Consider the following 16,496-nt stretch of genomic DNA (forward strand, 5'->3'; position numbering starts at 1 on the left):
TTTCAAAACTAGAACATGTTCTATATCCTCGGCGGCATGAAGGTCGCAGTGACCGGCGCAGCCGGCTACCTCGGTACCAACCTGATCCCGCAGCTCCTCGAGCGTGGCCACGAAGTGGTGGCCATCGACCGCGCCGCACCGACCACGTCCGATCCGGCCGTCACCTGGATTTCCGGTGACGTGCTCGATCCGGCGTCGATGCGCGGCGCCCTCGAGGGCGCCGAGGTGGTCTACCACCTGGTCGCGCTGATCACCCTCGCCGAGAAGAACGACCTGGCGTGGCGGGTCAACACCGAGGGCGTGCGGGTCACCGCCGAGGCCGCGCTCGAGACCGGCGCGCGGCGCTTCGTACACACCAGCTCGATCCACGCCTTCGACCAGTACCGCGCGGGCGGGCACATCGACGAGACCACGCTGCGCTCCACCGATCCGGGCCTACCGGTCTACGACCGGTCCAAGTGGGCGGGCGAGCAGGCGCTGCGGCCGGTGATCGAGCGCGGTCTGGACGCGGTGATCGTCAACCCGACCGGCGTGTACGGCCCGGCCGACCACCCGAAGAACCTGTCCCGGCTCAACCGCACCGCCGCCGAGGCGATGCGCGGCCGCACGCCGGTGATGATCGGCGGCGGTTTCGACCTGGTCGACGTGCGCGACGTGGCGCACGGTCTGATCCTGGCGGGCGAGAAGGGCCGCACCGGCGAGAACTACCTGCTCGGCGGCTACATGACCACGCTGATCGACCTGTGCCGGATGGCCGCGGCGCGCACCGGCGCCAAGGGTCCGCGGTTCGCGATTCCGGCCAAGGCGCTGGGCGCCGTCCTGCCGGTGGTCGAGCCGATCAGCAAGCGCTTCGGCTCCGACATCCTGTCCAAGGCCGCGCTCGGCGCGATCCTGTCGGCGCCCATCGTCGACCACGGCAAGGCCGAACGCGAGCTGGGCTACCACCCGCGCCCGACCGCGGAAACCGTCGCCGACCTGGTCGACTTCCTGCGCGCGCCGCGCAGCGCGTAATCCGCACCGCTCACCCCGGCGCCGTCATGGCCGCGCGGAGCACTTCCGCGGTGGCCCGCTGCCCGGCGGCGTTGGGGTGCACCGGCGTCGCGTTGACCTGCGCGGGCAGCAGCGGTTCGACCCAGCGGGTCGCGGGGTCCCGGCAGGCGTCGTGGCCGATGGCCGGGGTATAGATGTCGACGTAGACCGCGCCGTTGGCCTCGGCCTGGCGCCGCAGCGCGGCATTGAGTTCACGTTCGATGCCGCGCGCGTAGTCGACGTCGCCGGTGCTCAGCGGCATCTGCGGATAGCAGTGCCCGGCTTCCGGCAGGACCGCCGGATAGCCCACCACATACACCCGCGCGTGTGGCGCCCGTTCCCGGATCCGCCCGATCGCCGCCCCCATCGCGGGTTCCCCGGCCGCGATGTCGTCGCTGAACCGCGACCCCTGACTGTCGCGACACGGCGCCCCGACATCGCCGGCGTTGCCCGCGTTCAGCGCCGAGCAGGTGACGACCATGGTTTGGAACAGGTTCCCGTCGTTGCCACCGGCCTGATAGCTGACGATCCGCGTCCGCGCCGACAGCGCGTCGAATTGCGGTGGCTGATCGGCATATTGCGCCGTGGTCATGTGCGCGGTGGCCGCCGAGGCACAGCTGACATCGGTGAGTTCCCACCCGGTCGCCGCCGCCAGCAGGTGCGGATAGTTCTGTGCCGACCGGGTACACAGCGGCGGACTGCCGGGCACGGGATCCAGCAAGCCGGGCGCGGCGGTATACGAGTCGCCGAGGGCGACATAGCTCACCTCGGGTGCCGGGACAGCACCCGGAAACAGCAGCCCGAGAACGAGCTGGGCGACGACCGCACCGACCACCGGTCTATCCATCGAACACTTCTCACCGAGTCACCGCGGATCGCGGGGCCGACGGTCCGCCACCTGTGATTCTACCGCCGGGAACGGCCGCGTGACTCGGCGCGCGGGCCCGTCGGGCGCCCCTCACCGTCCGCGCCCAAGCCCGCGAGCAGGCGCAGCCCGTCCTCGGTCGGGCTCCCGGGCGCGGCCGACAACACGATCAGCTCCATGCCGGACTCGTCCGGCAGCGCGAAGTTCTCCTGGTGCAGTTCGAGCAGGCCGACCAGTGGGTGCCGGTAGGCCCGGCGGCCATGGGTGCGAGCGCGCACGTCCGCGCGGGCCCAGAGCCGGCGGAAGCGCTCGCTGCCCATGGCGAGTTCGCCGATCAGCTCCGCCAGGCGGCGGTCGTCAGGGTACTTGCCCGCCGCCAGGCGCAGATGCCCGACGACATCGAGGGTGCAGGTCTCCCACTCCGCGTAGAGGCCACGCTCGGACTCCTCGAGAAAGATGTGCCGGGCGGTGTTCAGGCCCGCAGCGGGCCTGCCGTAGAGAAGTCCGGCCAGCCGGTTTCCCGCGACGATGTCGAGGCGATGATCCATGATCAGCGCGGGCGCGCCGCTGACCAGCTCCAGCACCCGCAGCAGCTCGGGCCGAACCCGCCCGCCGGGAGTCCTGGACCGACGGCGACGCTGCCGCGCCAGCCGGTGCAGATGCGCGCACTCGGTCTCGTCGAGGCCGAGGACACGGGCCAGCGCGTCGAGGACCTGCTCGGAGGGCTGGGTCGCGCGGCCCTGCTCGAGCCGGACGTAGTAGTCGACGCTGACCCCCGACAGGTGCGCGACCTCCTCGCGGCGTAATCCGTCGACCCGGCGGTGCCGGTCGACGGGGATGCCGACAGCCACCGGGTCGACCCGGGAACGCCGGGTCCGCAGAAATCCAGCGAGGTCGTCCATGATCTCGAGTATGGCCCCGGCGGGGGCGGTGAAGGTGGCCCTGCCGGTACCAGGAAGTCCCGTCCGACGGACGCGGCGCCCCTGAACGCATGCCCGCGCGGCGCCCAGGATCGACGTCATCCGATCCGAAGGAGTTCCGATGAAAGCACTGATCGTCCACGCCCATCCGGAGCCGAAGTCGCTCAACGGCGCGCTCACCGACGTCGCGGTCGCCACGCTGGCGGGCGAGGGACACGAAGTCCAGGTGAGCGACCTGTACGGGATGAACTGGAAGGCCGTCGTCGACGCCGACGACTATGGTCCCGACGCCTCCGATCCGCTGCGGGTCGTCCTGGATTCGGGCCGCGCCTTCGAGGCGGGCACGCTCGCCCCCGAGGTGCGCGCCGAGCAGGAGAAGCTGCTGTGGGCCGACGTGATCGTCTTCCAGTTCCCACTGTGGTGGTACTCGATGCCCGCCATCCTCAAAGGCTGGGTGGATCGGGTGTTCACCTACCGCTTCGCCTACGGCGTCGGTGAGCACAGCGACACCAGATACGGCGAGCGCTACGGCGAAGGCACCCTCGCGGGCAAGAGGGCCCTGCTGTCGGTGACCGTCGGTGGCCCCGAGGCGCACTACGCCGCGCGCGGTATCAACGGCCCGATCGAGGATCTGCTGTTCCCGATCCAGCACGGCATCCTCTTCTACCCCGGCGTCGAATCGCTGCCGCCGTTCGTGGTGTACGGCGCCGACAAGATCACCGAGGCGGACTATCCCGACCTCGCCGCAGCCTGGCAGCGGCGGCTGCGGGCGCTGGCCTCGACCGCGCCGATTCCGTTCCGGCGGCAGAACTTCGGCGATTACGAGATTCCCTCGCTGCAGCTCGAGCCGGGCCTGGAACCGGCGGGCCGCACCGGTTTCGGCCTGCATGTGCGCGGCTGACCGGACCGCGCCGCGCTTGACACTTCATCGAACACATGTTCGACTCACGGTATGCGGTGGCAAGCGCAGACTCTCGACGCCGAGGACGGCGCCCTGCCCGGACTGACCCGGGCGGGGCTGGTGCGCACCGTCCGAACGCCCGAGTTCGACGGCATCACCTTCCACGAGGTGCTGTGCAAGAGCGCGCTGAACAAGATGCCCGAGAGTTCGTCGCTGCCGTTCCGCTGGACGATCAATCCGATGCGGGGGTGCTCGCACGCCTGCCGCTACTGCTTCGCGCGGGGCAGTCACGAGTACCTGGGGCTGGACGCGGGCGAGGACTTCGATTCGCAGATCGTGGTGAAGACGAATGTGGCGGCGGTGCTGCGCAAGGAGCTGACCCGGCGGTCCTGGCAGCGTGAGCCGGTGGCGCTGGGCACCAATACCGACCCGTACCAGCGGGCCGAAGGACGCTACCGGCTGATGCCCGGCATCATCGGCGCCCTCGCCGATTCCGGGACGCCGTTCTCCATCCTCACCAAGGGGCCGCTGCTGCGCCGGGATCTGCCGCTACTCACCGCGGCCGCGCGGCGGGTGGAGGTGAGCGTGGCGGTGTCGATCGCCATCCTCGACGAGCAACTGCACCGCAGCCTGGAGCCGGGCACGCCGACGCCTCGCGCGCGCCTGGACCTGGTCCGCGCGCTGGCCGACGCCGGCTTCGCCGTCCACGTCATGGTGGCGCCGATCATCCCCTGTCTGACCGACGGCAGCGCCCACCTCGACGCCCTGTTCGCCGCCATCGCCGACGCGGGCGCCGACAGCGCCACGGCCTTCGGCCTGCATCTGCGCGGCAGCACCCGCGGCTGGTTCCTCGGCTGGCTGGCCGCCGAACACCCGGCACTGGTGCGCCGCTACCGGCAGCTCTACGGGCGCGGCGGGAACGTCACGCCCGCCTACAGCTCCTGGCTGCGCGAACGGGTCGACCCACTGCTGACCGCCTACGACCTGCGCCGCCCGCAGGGCCGAACCGTCCCGGCGGCGCCGGTCCCGGTGCCGCCGAGCGAGCAGCTCGCCCTGTTCGGCTGAGCGGTCACGGCGCGGTGGCGAACCCGAGATCGATCACCGCGTCCCGCTCGGCGACCAGTTCGGCGACACTGGCGTCGATCTCGGCCCGCGCGTAGTCGTCGAGGTCCAGGTCGTCGACGATGCGGTACTGCCCACCGACGCAGGTGACCGGGAACGAGCTGACCAATCCCTTCGGCACGCCGTAGGAGCCGTCGGAGGGCACGGCCATCGAGGTCCAGTCGTCGGCGGGCGTGCCGAGGACCCAGTCGTGGAGGTGGTCGATGGCGGCGCTGGCCGCGCTGGCGGCCGAGGACGCGCCGCGGGCCTTGATGATCGCGGTACCGCGCTGCTGCACGGTCGGCACGAAGACCTCCCGCACCCACTGCGGCTCGACCAGTTCCGGCGCGGGCTTGCCCGCGACGGTGGCGTGCGTCAGATCGGGGAACTGGGTCGCGGAGTGGTTGCCCCACACCGCCATCCGGGCGATATCGGCCGCCGGGGCGCCGGTGCGCGCGGCCAGCTGGGCGATGGCGCGATTGTGGTCGAGGCGGGTGAGCGCGGTGAAGCGGTCGGCCGGTACGTCGGGCGCGTTGCGCATCGCGATGTAAGCGTTGGTGTTGGCGGGATTTCCGACGACGAGCACCCGCACGTCCGAAGCGGCGACGGCATTGATCGCGGCGCCCTGACCGGTGAAGATCGGCCCGTTCGCGGCGAGCAGGTCGCCGCGCTCCATGCCGGGGCCACGCGGGCGGGCACCGACGAGCAGCGCCACGCTCGCGCCGTCGAACCCGACCGACGGATCGTCGGTGATCTCGATCGAGGACAGCAGCGGGAACGCGCCGTCCTCGAGTTCCATCGCGACCCCCTCGAGGGCGCGCACCGCGGCAGGCACCTCGAGCAGCCGCAAGCGCACCGGGGTGTCGTGCCCGAGCATCGCGCCCGCGGCGATCCGGAACAGCAGTCCGTAGGCGATCTGTCCCGCACCACCGGTGACGCTGACGGTGACCGGAGTTCTGCTGGCTGGGTGGCTCACGACCGACTCCTCGCACTGGACGACTTGGCGCCTCCCACGCTAATCAGTCACCCCGCCCCGAACCGGGATCCGTGAGGCAGAACACCACGCGGGTCAGACGAGTTCGGCGACCTCGGCGTCGGTCAGCACGACCGGCGACACCGCGTCCTTGGCCCGGACCAGCCGCACACCGCGATACAGCGGCCGCTCCCCCAGCCCCGCATCGCGCGCCTCGGCCCGCAACTGCTGCACCAGCACCTCCGACACGGCGACGGCGGCGGCGAGCTCACTGGCGGCCAGCGCGTCGGCGAGCTTGCGCAGCCCGAGTACATGCAGTTCGCGTCCGCTGCCGGAATCGGTGTACATCGCCAGCGGCACCACCTGGATGTCGGCGCCGACGGTCACCTTCAGCACGATCCGGCTGAGCCGGCCGGGGTAGACCAGCAGCTGCACGCCGGTCGCCCGCGCGAGGTCGACGCGCCGCTCCCCGAAGAGCCGGTGCGCGCGGATCTCGGTGCCGCTCAACCACATCCGCCTGCGCCGGAACGCGAACACGTAACCGAGGGTCGGCACGGCAACGACCAGTCCGAGGACGATCGCGAACAGCCAGCTCAACCACAGCGCGGACAGCAGCGTCACGCCCACGCCGACACCGATCGCGGCCAGCGCGAGCCTGCGCAACATCGGCGCGAACACCTCGGGCGCGACCAGGTCGATGCCGACCGGTTCCGTTCCCGCCCGCCCGGACTCCCCGTCCACCATGTCCCTCTCCACCCGGGCGGCCCGTCCGACCCGAGGCGCGGTCAGACTACCGCGCCCCGGATCGCCGGGCTCAGTGTCCGAGCGCGGAGCGCAGCACTCCCACGACCTCGCCCAGGGGCACCTGCCGCTGCTCGCCGGTCGCCATCTCCTTGACCCCGATCGAGTTCTCCTCCAGATCGCGATCACCCAGCACCAGGGTGAATTTCGCGCCGGAGCGGTCGGCGCCCTTCATCGCACCCTTCATCCCGCGCCCGCCGTAGGCCAGGTCGACGCTGATGCCCGCGCCGCGCAGCGCGCCGGCCAGCGCGACCAGTCGCGCCTTGGCGGCGTCACCGAGCGCGATGCCGTACACCTGGCAGCGCGCCGGATCGGCCGCGGCCTTGCCCTCGGCCGCCAGCGCGAGCACGGTCCGGTCGACACCGATGCCGAAACCGATGCCCGACAGCGGCTGCCCGCCGAGCTCGGCCATCAGTCCGTCGTAGCGGCCGCCACCACCGATGCCGGACTGCGCGCCCAACTGGTCGTGCACGAATTCGAAGGTGGTCTTGGTGTAGTAGTCCAGGCCGCGGACCATGCGCGGGTTCACCACGTAGGGCACGCCGAGGGCGTCGAGGTGGGCCAGCACCTGCTCGAAGTGCGTCTCCGCCGACTCGGAGAGGTGATCGATCATCAACGGCGCGTTCGCGGTCAGCTCGCGCACCTCCGGCCGCTTGTCGTCGAGGACGCGCAGCGGGTTGATCTGGGCGCGGCGACGGGTCTCCTCGTCGAGCGGGAGCCCGAGCAGGAACTCCTGCAGCAGCTCCCGGTACTGCGGGCGGCAGGTCTCATCGCCCAGCGAGGTGATCTCGAGACGGAAGCCGTCCAGACCGAGGCCGCGGAACCCGGCGTCGGCGATCGCGATGACCTCCGCGTCCAGCGCAGGGTCGTCGACGCCGATCGCCTCGATGCCCACCTGCTGCAACTGCCGGTAGCGGCCGGCCTGCGGGCGCTCGTAGCGGAAGAACGGCCCGGCGTAGCACAGCTTGAGCGGCAGCTGGCCGCTCTTGTCCAAGCCGTGCTGGATCACCGCGCGCATGACGCCCGCGGTGCCTTCGGGACGCAGGGTGAAGCTCTCGCCGTTGCGGTCGGCGAAGGTCCACATCTCCTTGCTGACCACGTCGGTCGACTCACCGACACCACGCGCGAACAGGGCGGTCTGTTCGAATACCGGCAGCTCGATGTGCCCGTACCCGGCGAGTCGGGCGGCGTGGATCAAGCCGTCGCGCACGGCGACGAACTCGGCCGAGCCGGGCGGCACGTAATCCGGGACCCCCTTCGGGGCGGTGAAGCTGCTGGTCTTGGTCACGATCATCCAGTTTTCCCCACGGGCGCCCCTCGAGTCCAACCGGTTACCCTCTAGACGAACCTGACGACACGGGAGGAACGCGGTAGTGCCGAGTAACGAACAGCGACGGGCGGCGGCCAAGCGCAAGCTGGAGCGCCAGCTGGCACGACGGGCCGAGCAGGAGAAGAAGCGCAAGCGCCTGGTGATCGCGGGCTCGGTACTGGGTGTGATCGTGGTCGCCGCCGCCGTGACCGGCGTGTACTTCCTCACCAAGGGCGGCGACGAGGCGGATTCCTCGGCCACCGCGAGCACCTCGGCCACCAGCAAGCGTGAACTACCCCCGGCCGCCGACGCGCCCGCGGTCGCCGCCAAGCCGGCCACCGTCACCTGCGCCTACCCCGTCGGCGCGGAGCCCGCGAGCAAGCCGGTCGCGCCGCCGAGCACCACCACGGTCGCCTCCGGCCCCGACGCGCCGAAGACCAAGGTGTCCATCGATTCCACCCAGGGACCGATCGGCCTCGAGCTCGACAGTGCCGAATCGCCGTGCACCGTCAACAGTTTCGTGAGCCTGGCGCAGCAGGGCTACTTCGACAACACCAGCTGCCACCGCATCTCGGCCGAGGAGGGCTTCGAGATGCTGCAGTGCGGCGACCCCACCGCCAGCGGCATGGGCGGGCCGGGCTACAGCTTCGCCAACGAGTACCCGACCGATCAGTTCCCGACGACCGATCCGGACAACGATCCCGCGCTCAACAGCCCGATCAAGTACAAGCGTGGCGTGATCGCGATGGCCAACTCGGGCCTGACCCCCGAGGGCACCAACGGCAGCCAGTTCTTCCTGGTCTACGGCGACACCATCCTGCCGCCGAAGTACACGATCTTCGGCACCATCGACGAGGCGGGCCTGACGACGCTGGAGAAGGTCGGCGCCGCGGGCGACGACGGATCCATGTCGGCCGGCGGCGGCAAGCCGAAGATGCCGATCAGCTTCACCACCGTCAAGGTGGGCTGACACCGCCACACGCAGCGTGAAACGGGTCGGACGCCACCATGGTGTCCGGCCCGTTTCCGGTTTTCCGGCCCCGACACCGCCAGAAGATCATCAGAGGCAAGGCAATCCTACGTTTCATCCGGCCGACAGCCTCGAACACCGTACTTTCTCCCCCGCCACTCCATGTCGGCCGAAACTTCTCGACACCTCCCGTGCGTGGCTCCGCCAGACATACAGTCGTGTCCTTCGCGCGGTAGTCTCAGATGTCCACTTCCACAGCAGCATCGGGGAGCAGTCATGGCGGAACTCGACGACATCGGCAGCGAAACGGCGTCCATGATGCGCATCATGCTGCAGATGGCCACCCTGGTCGCCCTCAAGTCGCGTGAGCACGGTCAGAAAGAGGCCGAGGCCCGCGCCAAGGCGGTCGAGGCGAAGATGAAGGAAGCCCGCGAGTTGCAGATCCGCGAGGCGCGCGAGCTGAAGGCCAAGGACCCGCGCAATCTCGAACTGGTGCAGATGATGTCGGTCGGCGCCAAGTCGAGCCAGCCGCGGGGACTGACCCTGGAGAAGGACCCGTCCTCCCCCTTCGCGAGCGGCGCCGCCGCGAAGGCCGCGCAGGCGCCTCAGTTGGGCTACGACTCCGTCGAGCGGCGCGCGGCCATCGCCGCCCATCTCGAACGGGCGGGCGTCGCACCGGAATTGGCCGAGGTGCGCATGCTCGTCGAGATGGGACAGGGCATCTCGCCGGACGAGGCGATCCGCCGCACGAACGCGGGCGCCCGCCGCACCGGCATCGAACGCGGTATCGATCCGCGTGGCCTCGAACGCGGGCGCTGACCCCGGCGAACATGCGTCGCCGGGCGGCCGGAGCACCGGCCGCCCGCGACGATCACCGCGCGGCTACAGCGTCGGCTTGGTCTTGAGCCACGGCTCGGTGACCTCCGGATCGGAGAACATCTCCTGATCCGCGCCCTCCTGGTCGCGCAACGGCAGCGGATCCAGCATGCTCTTGTGCCCGTTGCGCACGCTGCAGTACTTGAACGGCCCACGGGGATCGAACAACTTGGCCATGTGCTGGTCGGCGTGGTCGAGGAACCACACGCTGATTCCCGGCCCGCCCTCGAGCCGATAGTGCTCCCAGGCCTGCCACAGCGCGTCGAGGCGGATGACTGCCTCGGTGTGGCGCCACCATTCGGGGCACCACACGGTGTCGCTGATATCGGTGACCTGCCTGCGGTACACCTTGCTCAGGTAGCCGTTGACGAACTCCACGACATTGGGATAGCCGTTGGTGAGGTCGTTGGATCCGGGCATCGGCTGATTCACAGCGGCTTGACCTCCTCGACGTCGCCGTACTGCTCCGGCGGAGTGGAATTCGACAGCACCGGCGTTCCGATCAGATCGTCGATGCGGGTCTTGCGGGTCGGATCGTTGTACTCGATCGACTGTTTGACCGCCGCGGCGTACTCCCCTTCCCACCAGGGCACGGTCCGGACCAGCACGGCGGGCTGCCCCGAGGTGAACACCACCGCGCGACCGCGCGGCAGCGTCGCCAGGCCCTGCGCGGTGAAGGTCACCGAGGAGCTGAGCGAGCGCGAGTAGCTCTTGCTGCTGCCCGACTGCGACATCGACTGCGAGATCGAGTCGTACTCGCCGATCGCCTCGGACCGGTCGCGCAGGAACGCCATGTCGTCGACACCGCTGCCGAGCACCTTGATGTTGGCCGCCGACCACAGCGCGCTCATGCCCGCGTCGCCCCAGCAGCGCGCACCCTGTGCCCAGGACTGCAGCACCGTCATCACCACGATGCCGCGCGAGCCGAAGTGGCTGTACTGCTTGGGCAGATCCTTCCAGCGCACCACGTTCGCCGCCTCGTCGAGCACCGCGAGCAGCGGAATCGGCAGCCGCCCACCGGACGACAGCGAGGCCTTGCGCATGGCCACATCGATGACGGCCTCGGTCAGCGCGCTGACCAGCGGCGCCGCCGAGCCACGGCCCTCCAGCGACAAGCAGTAGAGCGTGCCGTTGCGCTCGATGAACTCGAGTTCGTCGAACTGCAGCCGATCACCGCTGCCGCGGGTGATCCACGGGTGCACATTCGACATCTGCAGGCAGCGCACCATCTTCTTCGCGGTGCCGAAGATGCCGCTCTTGGTGCGCTGTTCAGCGTTGTACTGCATGGCCAGACCGGAGGCGGTGAAGTCGTGCCCGGCGCCACGCAGGTGCTCGATCGGCTCACTGTTCTGCGGGTTGGTCACCCATTCCCACACCTGGGTGATCGGCTTGCCCGCGATCGCGGCGGCCAGGAACAGCCCGGCCAGCAGGTCCTCGGCCTCGGGATCGAAGAAGCTGTCGGTGTTGTCGGCGCCGCCGCTCTCGGCGTCGGCGAAGTGGCCCGCCAGGCGGGCCGCCCGCATCTCGCAGCCCTCCTTGCGGTGATCGACCCAGGCCAGCGGATCCCAGAACCACACCGGGCGTTCGCCCGCCACGCCCTGCGGGTCGAACACGAAGGTCGCGCTGCCCTTGGCCTCGCGCACATTTCGGGTCGCGTCGACCACGTCGCGCTTGTTCGAGGTGGTCAGCACGGGACCGATGGCCGACAGGATCGCCGGGATCACGCGCGAGGTGGACTTGCCCTGACGCGGGCCCCAGATGTCGAGGTGCAGATCCTCGTAGGAGCCGTAGAGCGGGGAACCGTCGGCGACGGCGACGCCGATCGGCACGCCCGGCGCGTCGTTGGTGCCCAGCCGCACCCCGAGATCGAGGGCCTTCTGGCGCACCCCGGCCTCGGTGATCGAGGCGATGGCGCTGCCAGTGCCCATGTGATCGGCCTTGTCGTCGATCGACAGCCTGCCCTTGACCGCGCGCTTCTTCAGCTGCTTGCGGACCACCACGTAGGCGATGACCGCCGCGATCACCAGCAGCACGATCACCGTCGACGCCCGGGGCCAGTGCAGTTTGCCGCGCGCCAGATCGGCGACCACCGCGATCGGGTTGGCCGGAATGTTCTGCGGCACCACCGACAGCGCGTTGCCCAGGTGCAGCGCGACGGCGAGGGTGATCAGCGTCGCAAAGCCGAACACGATCAGGATCAGCGTCGTGTCGGGTCCGACCGCGGCCGGATCCGTCACCTTCTTCTTCGCCACGTGTGCCTCCTTGTGGACCTTGTCGGATGGTGGTGGGTGCTCAGCGGAACGCGTCGAGGCGCCAGCCTTGCGGCGTCTGCACCACGGTCGCGATGACCGTGCCCGGCGGGAGGGCCTCGGACCGCCCGTTCGGGTAGACGACCGTCTGCTCGATGCCGATCTTGTACTGCGCCACCGCGGGATCCGCGCTCGCCGGCGCCTTCTCGCCGGACGCGAAGGCGAAGGCCTCGACGTGTGCCTTCGCCTTGGCCCAGTCCGCCCACTGCAGCGACGGTTTCGGCGTGTCGGTGGCCCCCGTCGAACCGTCCAGCATACGTATCATGCTGGGCCCCAGCCATTTTCGCGCGCGTTGCAGCGACTCGCCCGGTTGTTCGGTGGCCGGGTTCCAGGTGTAGATCTCGCGCAGGGCCACGACCGCGACGCCGTCGGCCGTCGTCGGGTCGACCGTGGCCGCGGCGTCGAGCAACCGGGTGGTCGAGGTGGCCGAGTCCGGGCGCGCGGCATCGGGATCGCCGCCGCAAGCGGCGATCGGGAGCAGGACCGCCACGAGCATCACCGCCGGAATTGTGCGGATTCGTGTTCTCTCCCACCAGGTTATCCCCGGAATCGGGGAACGTGTGGTCACAACACCCTCCTCGCCCGCGCGTCGCCCGGCACGGCCACCTCGGTGACGCCACCGCCGCCACCGCTGCTCGACGGTGGCACCGCCTGGATCATCTGACCGTTGCCCGCGTAGATCCCCACCTTCGACGGGCCCTTCGGCCCGAACCCGCTGAACACCAGATCGCCGACCGCCATCTTGGAGATCGGTACCTCCCGACCGGATTCCCACTGTTGCTCGGCGGTGCGCGGCAGGATGATCGCGCCCGAGGACGCCGCGAACACCGCGGCGGCGGTCAGGCCCGGCGCGTCGAAGCCGCCGCTGCTCGGGCCCTGGACGCCGCCCCCACCCCACACGTACGGGGTGCCGAGCCAGTCGTGAGCGGCCTCGACGATCTGCGCGCCACCGGCGCCCTGTTCCGGCGTGAACCGGCCCTGCGCGCCCGGCGCGCGATACTGCGGCTCCATCGACAAGATGTTGGTGACATACGGCTGGGTCTCGGAGTAGTGCGCCGCCACCTGATTGGGCATCCCGCCCGAGGCCAGCACCGCGCCCTCACCGGCGTTGTATCCGGCCAGGGTCAGCGCGGGCAGGTCGCCGGAGACCCTGCCCGCGGCCATCCAGCCCGCGATCTTGTGGGCGATCGCGCACATGTAGCGGGCTTGGCCGATGATCGCGTCACCGTCGTCCCACACGCTGGCCGTGCCGTTGCCGTCGGCGTCGATGACATAGGGTTTGCCGTCGTCGGGATTGATGCTCACCGCGGTGCCGGGCAGGAACTGGGCCAGACCCTGCGCGCCGGCGGGCGAGGTCAGCCCGCGCCGGAAGCCCGACTCCTGCTTGGCCTGCGCGGCCAGCAGCGACGACGAGATCTCCGGGCACACCGTGCCCGCCCTGCGGTACCAGATCTCCAGCTCCGCGGGCACCTTCCCGTCGGCGAGCGCGCCGCCCGCGCTGCCGAAGCCGCGCACACAGTCGGCGTCGGTCGAGAAGGCCCGCGCGCCACCGACATCCGGGGTCGGCGCGCCGTCGAGCCAGGGCATCGGGTCGATCTGGCGGCCACCGGTGAAGCGGCCGCCGGGCACGATCTCGAAATGCAGGTGTGGGCCGCTGGATTCGCCCGCCGAGCCGACCATCCCGATCGGCTGTCCCGCGGTCACGGTCTCGCCGGTGCGCACCTTCACGCCGCGGTCCCACATGTGGCCGTAGACGGCCGAGAAGGCGCGCCCGTTGGTGTCGACGGAATCGACGACGATCCAGTTGCCGAAACCCGACGCGGGACCGGCGGCCACGACCCGGCCGTCGGACACCGAGTAGATGGTGGTGCCGTCGGCGGCGGCCATGTCGATGCCCTTGTGACCGCCACCGCGCGAACCGAACACGTCGGAGATGGTGAAGGTGCCGGTCTCGAGCGGCAGCGTGCGGCGCAGCGGACCGACGCCCGCGGCCAGCGACGGCGTGCCGGTGACCGCCGGGTTCGCCGTCGTGCTGGGCGTGACGGACGCGGCGGCGCGCGAATCACCGACCGACTCGCCACCCAGCGGCGGCAGCGTCGGGGCCGCCGAACCGCTCAGCACGCCGGTGGTCTCGCAGGTCTCGTCGGAGGAGGGCAGCACGATGACCAGCACGAGCGCGATCAGCCCGATGACCGAGCCCAGCGCCGTCATCAGCATCGTGCGGGCGTTCACCGGCCGCCGCCTGGCGTTCCGCGCCGGGCGCCGGGATCCGGGTCCGCCGCGGCGGTGATCACGTGCGGCGCCGGGTTTCGTTGAGCGTGTCGGCGAGCGTGCGGTTCATCTCGGCCGCGGCGGCGAGTTGCTGCTGCAGCAGCGCCACCTTGCGGCGCAGCGCGGTGGCGTCCATCCGCTCCAGGCTCGGGCCCTCGGCCGCGCGCACCCAGTTGCGCACCGAATTGGCGTGCACGCCGATCTGTTCGGCGACGACCCGGCACGCCTCGGACTCGCTGCGCAGCTTGTCGGTCAGCGCGACGACCTGCGCGACCGCGGCATCGCGCACCTCGGGCGAGACCCGGCGGTAGGACCGGTGCGGCATCATTGCGCACCCCCGTCCGCCGACGGGTCAGGTGCGCCGCGTGGGTTGTCGCCGAACTCGCTGAACCGCTGGTTCGTGTCGTGGATACCGCTTTCCTTCTCCGACACCGTGAACTCCATGTGGAAGGGGATACCGGGACGGCGATCCTCACCGATCTTGAGCAGGAACTTGCCGGTACCGGGCGGCGACGGCCGTTGCTGGCCGGGTTTGAGCGCCTCGCCGGTGAGCGCCTGGGGCGCCGACCAACCGGTGACCATCTCCTGCTCGGCGGCGGTGAACGGCACCGTCGAATCGAGCCTGCTGATCTCCTCGGCGGGCAGGGCACCGAAGATCTTGGCGCGGGCGCGTTCCAGGAAGCCGATCGCCTTGGCGATGGCGGCGTCGGAACCGAGCGCCTGCAGGTCCTTGATGGTGTGGCTGATCATGATCAGCGCGGTGGCCAGGCCACGCTGCAGGCGGGTCAGTTCGTCGACCCGGTCGACCATGAAGTCGCCGAGGCCGAGCACCTGCCACAGCTCGTCCATCACGACCTGGAAGTAGCGCTGCGGACCGAGTTTCGCGTCGGCCAGCACGTGCGCGGCCTCGACCGAGGCGAAGCCGTCGGCCCAGCAGGCCAGCATGACCGCGGCCTTGAGCTTCTTGTCGCCGGTGGGGATGTGCGAGACGTCGATGCACACCGCGACGGCGCCGGTGTCGATCGGCACCGTGGTCTGGCCGTTGAAGATGGCGCCGAACGGACCCTGGGTGAGCGCGCGCAGCGAGCGCCGCAGGTTCTTGATCGCGTTCTGGTACTCGTCCTCGTTGTCGGCGCCCGCGTCGAGCATGAGTTCGGCACCGCCGCCGACGATCACCTCGAGCAGGTTCTCCATGATCGGCGGCTTGTCGGGGGCGTAGCCGCTGCCCGGCTGGTAGAGGATGCGCAGCGCGGTCGCGATCAGCGTCTCCTCGAAATCGGCCACCCGCGCGCCGCGGACCAGCTCCACCAGGCCCGCGATGAGCGTCACCTGGCGGGCCCGCAGGTCCTGCAGCACTTGGCGTTGCAGCGCGGGGAACTCCTCGAGGCGGGGCACCACCGAGCCGAGCACGCCCGCCGCCAGCGGGTTCAGCTTGCCGTGGCCGTAGCCGAGGTCGATCACCTGGCCGCCGACGAGTTCGACCATCTTGCGGTAGTCGGGCTTCACGTCGGCCAGGATCAGCGGGGTGATGCCCTGAGCGATGCCGCCCAGCACGATCCGGCGCACCAGCGAGGACTTGCCGAAACCGTTGAGGCCGAGCACGAACAGGCTCGGCGCGGTGATGAAGCTGCCGCGCATGAACCAGTTCATCGGGTCGAAGCAGACCGGGGCGCCGGTGTGCAGATGCGAGCCGAGCGGGGTGCCGATCAGCGGCGCGCCCGCGCCCACCGACCACGGCCACAGACCGGCGACCTGCGCGGTGGTGGCCCGGTACTCGACCGGGCGGCCGACCACGTTCATCTTGCCGCCGCCGGGACCGGAATAGCCGCGATCGGTCAATTCCGCGGTGGTGCGGTCGAATCCGTCGCTGACAACGGCCTCGTTGCGTGCCTGCGCGTTGTTGCGGCGCAGATCGTCGGTGTGGATGCGGAAGGTCGCCCAGGCCGCGCGCAGTCCCGACTGCTCGCGGGCGATCATCTCGTAGCGGGCGCGGGTGGCGTCGTCGAGCAGCGAGGGGCCGGACTGGCCGCGCCGGTCGGGCCGGTTGCGCGACTTCGCCGAACGGCCCGCGCCCATCGCCCGGTCGGCGGCGTCGTCGGGCCGATCGCCTCGCACCGGGCGCGGTGCCTTGGCGAAGGGGCCCGGCTCGGCCGGACGTGGCTTGCGGCGCG

Annotated in this window: 16 protein-coding genes; 5 read left to right on the top strand and 11 right to left on the bottom strand. The window is 70.5% G+C overall.

The genetic code is table 11. From position 1 onward, the window contains the following. Window positions 1–36 precede the first annotated feature (36 nt). Window positions 37–1,011 (top strand): NAD-dependent epimerase/dehydratase family protein, encoded by a 975-nt coding sequence (locus ATM97_RS07315; RefSeq protein ID WP_218717181.1) that lies wholly within the window; start codon window positions 37–39, stop codon window positions 1,009–1,011. A 10-nt stretch (window positions 1,012–1,021) separates the two neighbouring features. Here the strand turns inward: ATM97_RS07315 and ATM97_RS07320 are convergent, their stop codons facing one another. Then, window positions 1,022–1,876, bottom strand: a complete 855-nt coding sequence (locus ATM97_RS07320; protein ID WP_218717182.1) for an SGNH/GDSL hydrolase family protein — start codon at window positions 1,874–1,876, stop codon at window positions 1,022–1,024. Between the two features lie 59 nt (window positions 1,877–1,935). Then, the gene (locus tag ATM97_RS07325) at window positions 1,936–2,796 is read right to left on the bottom strand and encodes a helix-turn-helix transcriptional regulator (RefSeq protein WP_218717183.1); all 861 of its coding nucleotides are present in this window, start codon (window positions 2,794–2,796) and stop codon (window positions 1,936–1,938) included. Window positions 2,797–2,935: 139 nt separating this feature from the next. On the opposite strand from ATM97_RS07325, the gene ATM97_RS07330 reads away from it, so the two are divergent. Both ATM97_RS07330 and ATM97_RS07335 read left to right on the top strand, forming a co-directional pair. Next, a complete protein-coding gene (locus tag ATM97_RS07330) occupies window positions 2,936–3,715 on the top strand; it encodes an NAD(P)H-dependent oxidoreductase (RefSeq protein WP_218717184.1) in 780 nt (259 codons plus the stop codon). A gap of 51 nt (window positions 3,716–3,766) precedes the next feature. Then, entirely contained in the window at window positions 3,767–4,780 is a 1,014-nt protein-coding gene (locus tag ATM97_RS07335) for an Rv2578c family radical SAM protein (RefSeq protein ID WP_218717185.1), read from the top strand. A gap of 4 nt (window positions 4,781–4,784) precedes the next feature. On the opposite strand, the gene ATM97_RS07340 is transcribed toward ATM97_RS07335, so the two are convergent. The 3 genes from ATM97_RS07340 to hisS form a co-directional block, all read right to left on the bottom strand. Further along, on the bottom strand, window positions 4,785–5,792 hold the full coding sequence (locus ATM97_RS07340; RefSeq protein WP_218717186.1) for a malate dehydrogenase: 1,008 nt from the start codon (window positions 5,790–5,792) through the stop codon (window positions 4,785–4,787). A gap of 93 nt (window positions 5,793–5,885) precedes the next feature. Then, window positions 5,886–6,533: a hypothetical protein gene (locus tag ATM97_RS07345; protein WP_218717187.1), complete on the bottom strand. Its 648-nt coding sequence runs from the start codon at window positions 6,531–6,533 to the stop codon at window positions 5,886–5,888. A gap of 70 nt (window positions 6,534–6,603) precedes the next feature. Continuing rightward, window positions 6,604–7,878, bottom strand: a complete 1,275-nt coding sequence (gene hisS / locus ATM97_RS07350) for a histidine--tRNA ligase (protein ID WP_218717198.1) — start codon at window positions 7,876–7,878, stop codon at window positions 6,604–6,606. Window positions 7,879–7,963: 85 nt separating this feature from the next. Here hisS and ATM97_RS07355 point away from each other — a divergent pair, with 85 nt between their 5' ends. Together ATM97_RS07355 and ATM97_RS07360 are read left to right on the top strand one after the other, a co-directional pair. Further along, on the top strand, window positions 7,964–8,869 hold the full coding sequence (locus tag ATM97_RS07355; RefSeq protein ID WP_218717188.1) for a peptidylprolyl isomerase: 906 nt from the start codon (window positions 7,964–7,966) through the stop codon (window positions 8,867–8,869). Between the two features lie 276 nt (window positions 8,870–9,145). Continuing rightward, complete coding sequence (locus tag ATM97_RS07360) at window positions 9,146–9,688, top strand: hypothetical protein (RefSeq protein ID WP_218717189.1); 543 nt, start codon at window positions 9,146–9,148, stop codon at window positions 9,686–9,688. A 63-nt stretch (window positions 9,689–9,751) separates the two neighbouring features. Here ATM97_RS07360 and ATM97_RS07365 read toward each other — a convergent pair whose 3' ends face one another. The 6 genes from ATM97_RS07365 to ATM97_RS07390 form a co-directional block, all read right to left on the bottom strand. Continuing rightward, on the bottom strand, window positions 9,752–10,165 hold the full coding sequence (locus ATM97_RS07365) for a DUF4913 domain-containing protein (RefSeq protein ID WP_218717190.1): 414 nt from the start codon (window positions 10,163–10,165) through the stop codon (window positions 9,752–9,754). 8 nt (window positions 10,166–10,173) lie between these two features. Then, window positions 10,174–11,997, bottom strand: a complete 1,824-nt coding sequence (locus tag ATM97_RS07370) for a type IV secretory system conjugative DNA transfer family protein (RefSeq protein WP_218717191.1) — start codon at window positions 11,995–11,997, stop codon at window positions 10,174–10,176. 40 nt (window positions 11,998–12,037) lie between these two features. Then, window positions 12,038–12,550, bottom strand: coding sequence for a hypothetical protein (locus ATM97_RS07375; protein ID WP_218717199.1), 513 nt, complete (start codon window positions 12,548–12,550; stop codon window positions 12,038–12,040). 68 nt (window positions 12,551–12,618) lie between these two features. Beyond that, entirely contained in the window at window positions 12,619–14,286 is a 1,668-nt protein-coding gene (locus tag ATM97_RS07380) for a peptidoglycan DD-metalloendopeptidase family protein (RefSeq protein ID WP_218717192.1), read from the bottom strand. Window positions 14,287–14,344: 58 nt separating this feature from the next. Next, window positions 14,345–14,650 carry a transposase gene (locus ATM97_RS07385; RefSeq protein ID WP_255587337.1) on the bottom strand — a complete coding sequence of 102 codons (306 nt, stop codon included), beginning with the start codon at window positions 14,648–14,650 and terminating at the stop codon, window positions 14,345–14,347. Then, window positions 14,650–16,496: hypothetical protein (locus ATM97_RS07390; RefSeq protein WP_218717194.1), on the bottom strand; the 1,847-nt coding region annotated here is incomplete at its 5' end. The genes ATM97_RS07390 and ATM97_RS07385, both read right to left, overlap by 1 nt.

It is taken from the genome of Nocardia sp. MH4 (genome assembly GCF_019266065.1).
GTDB classification, from domain to species: Bacteria; Actinomycetota; Actinomycetes; order Mycobacteriales; family Mycobacteriaceae; genus Nocardia; species Nocardia canadensis.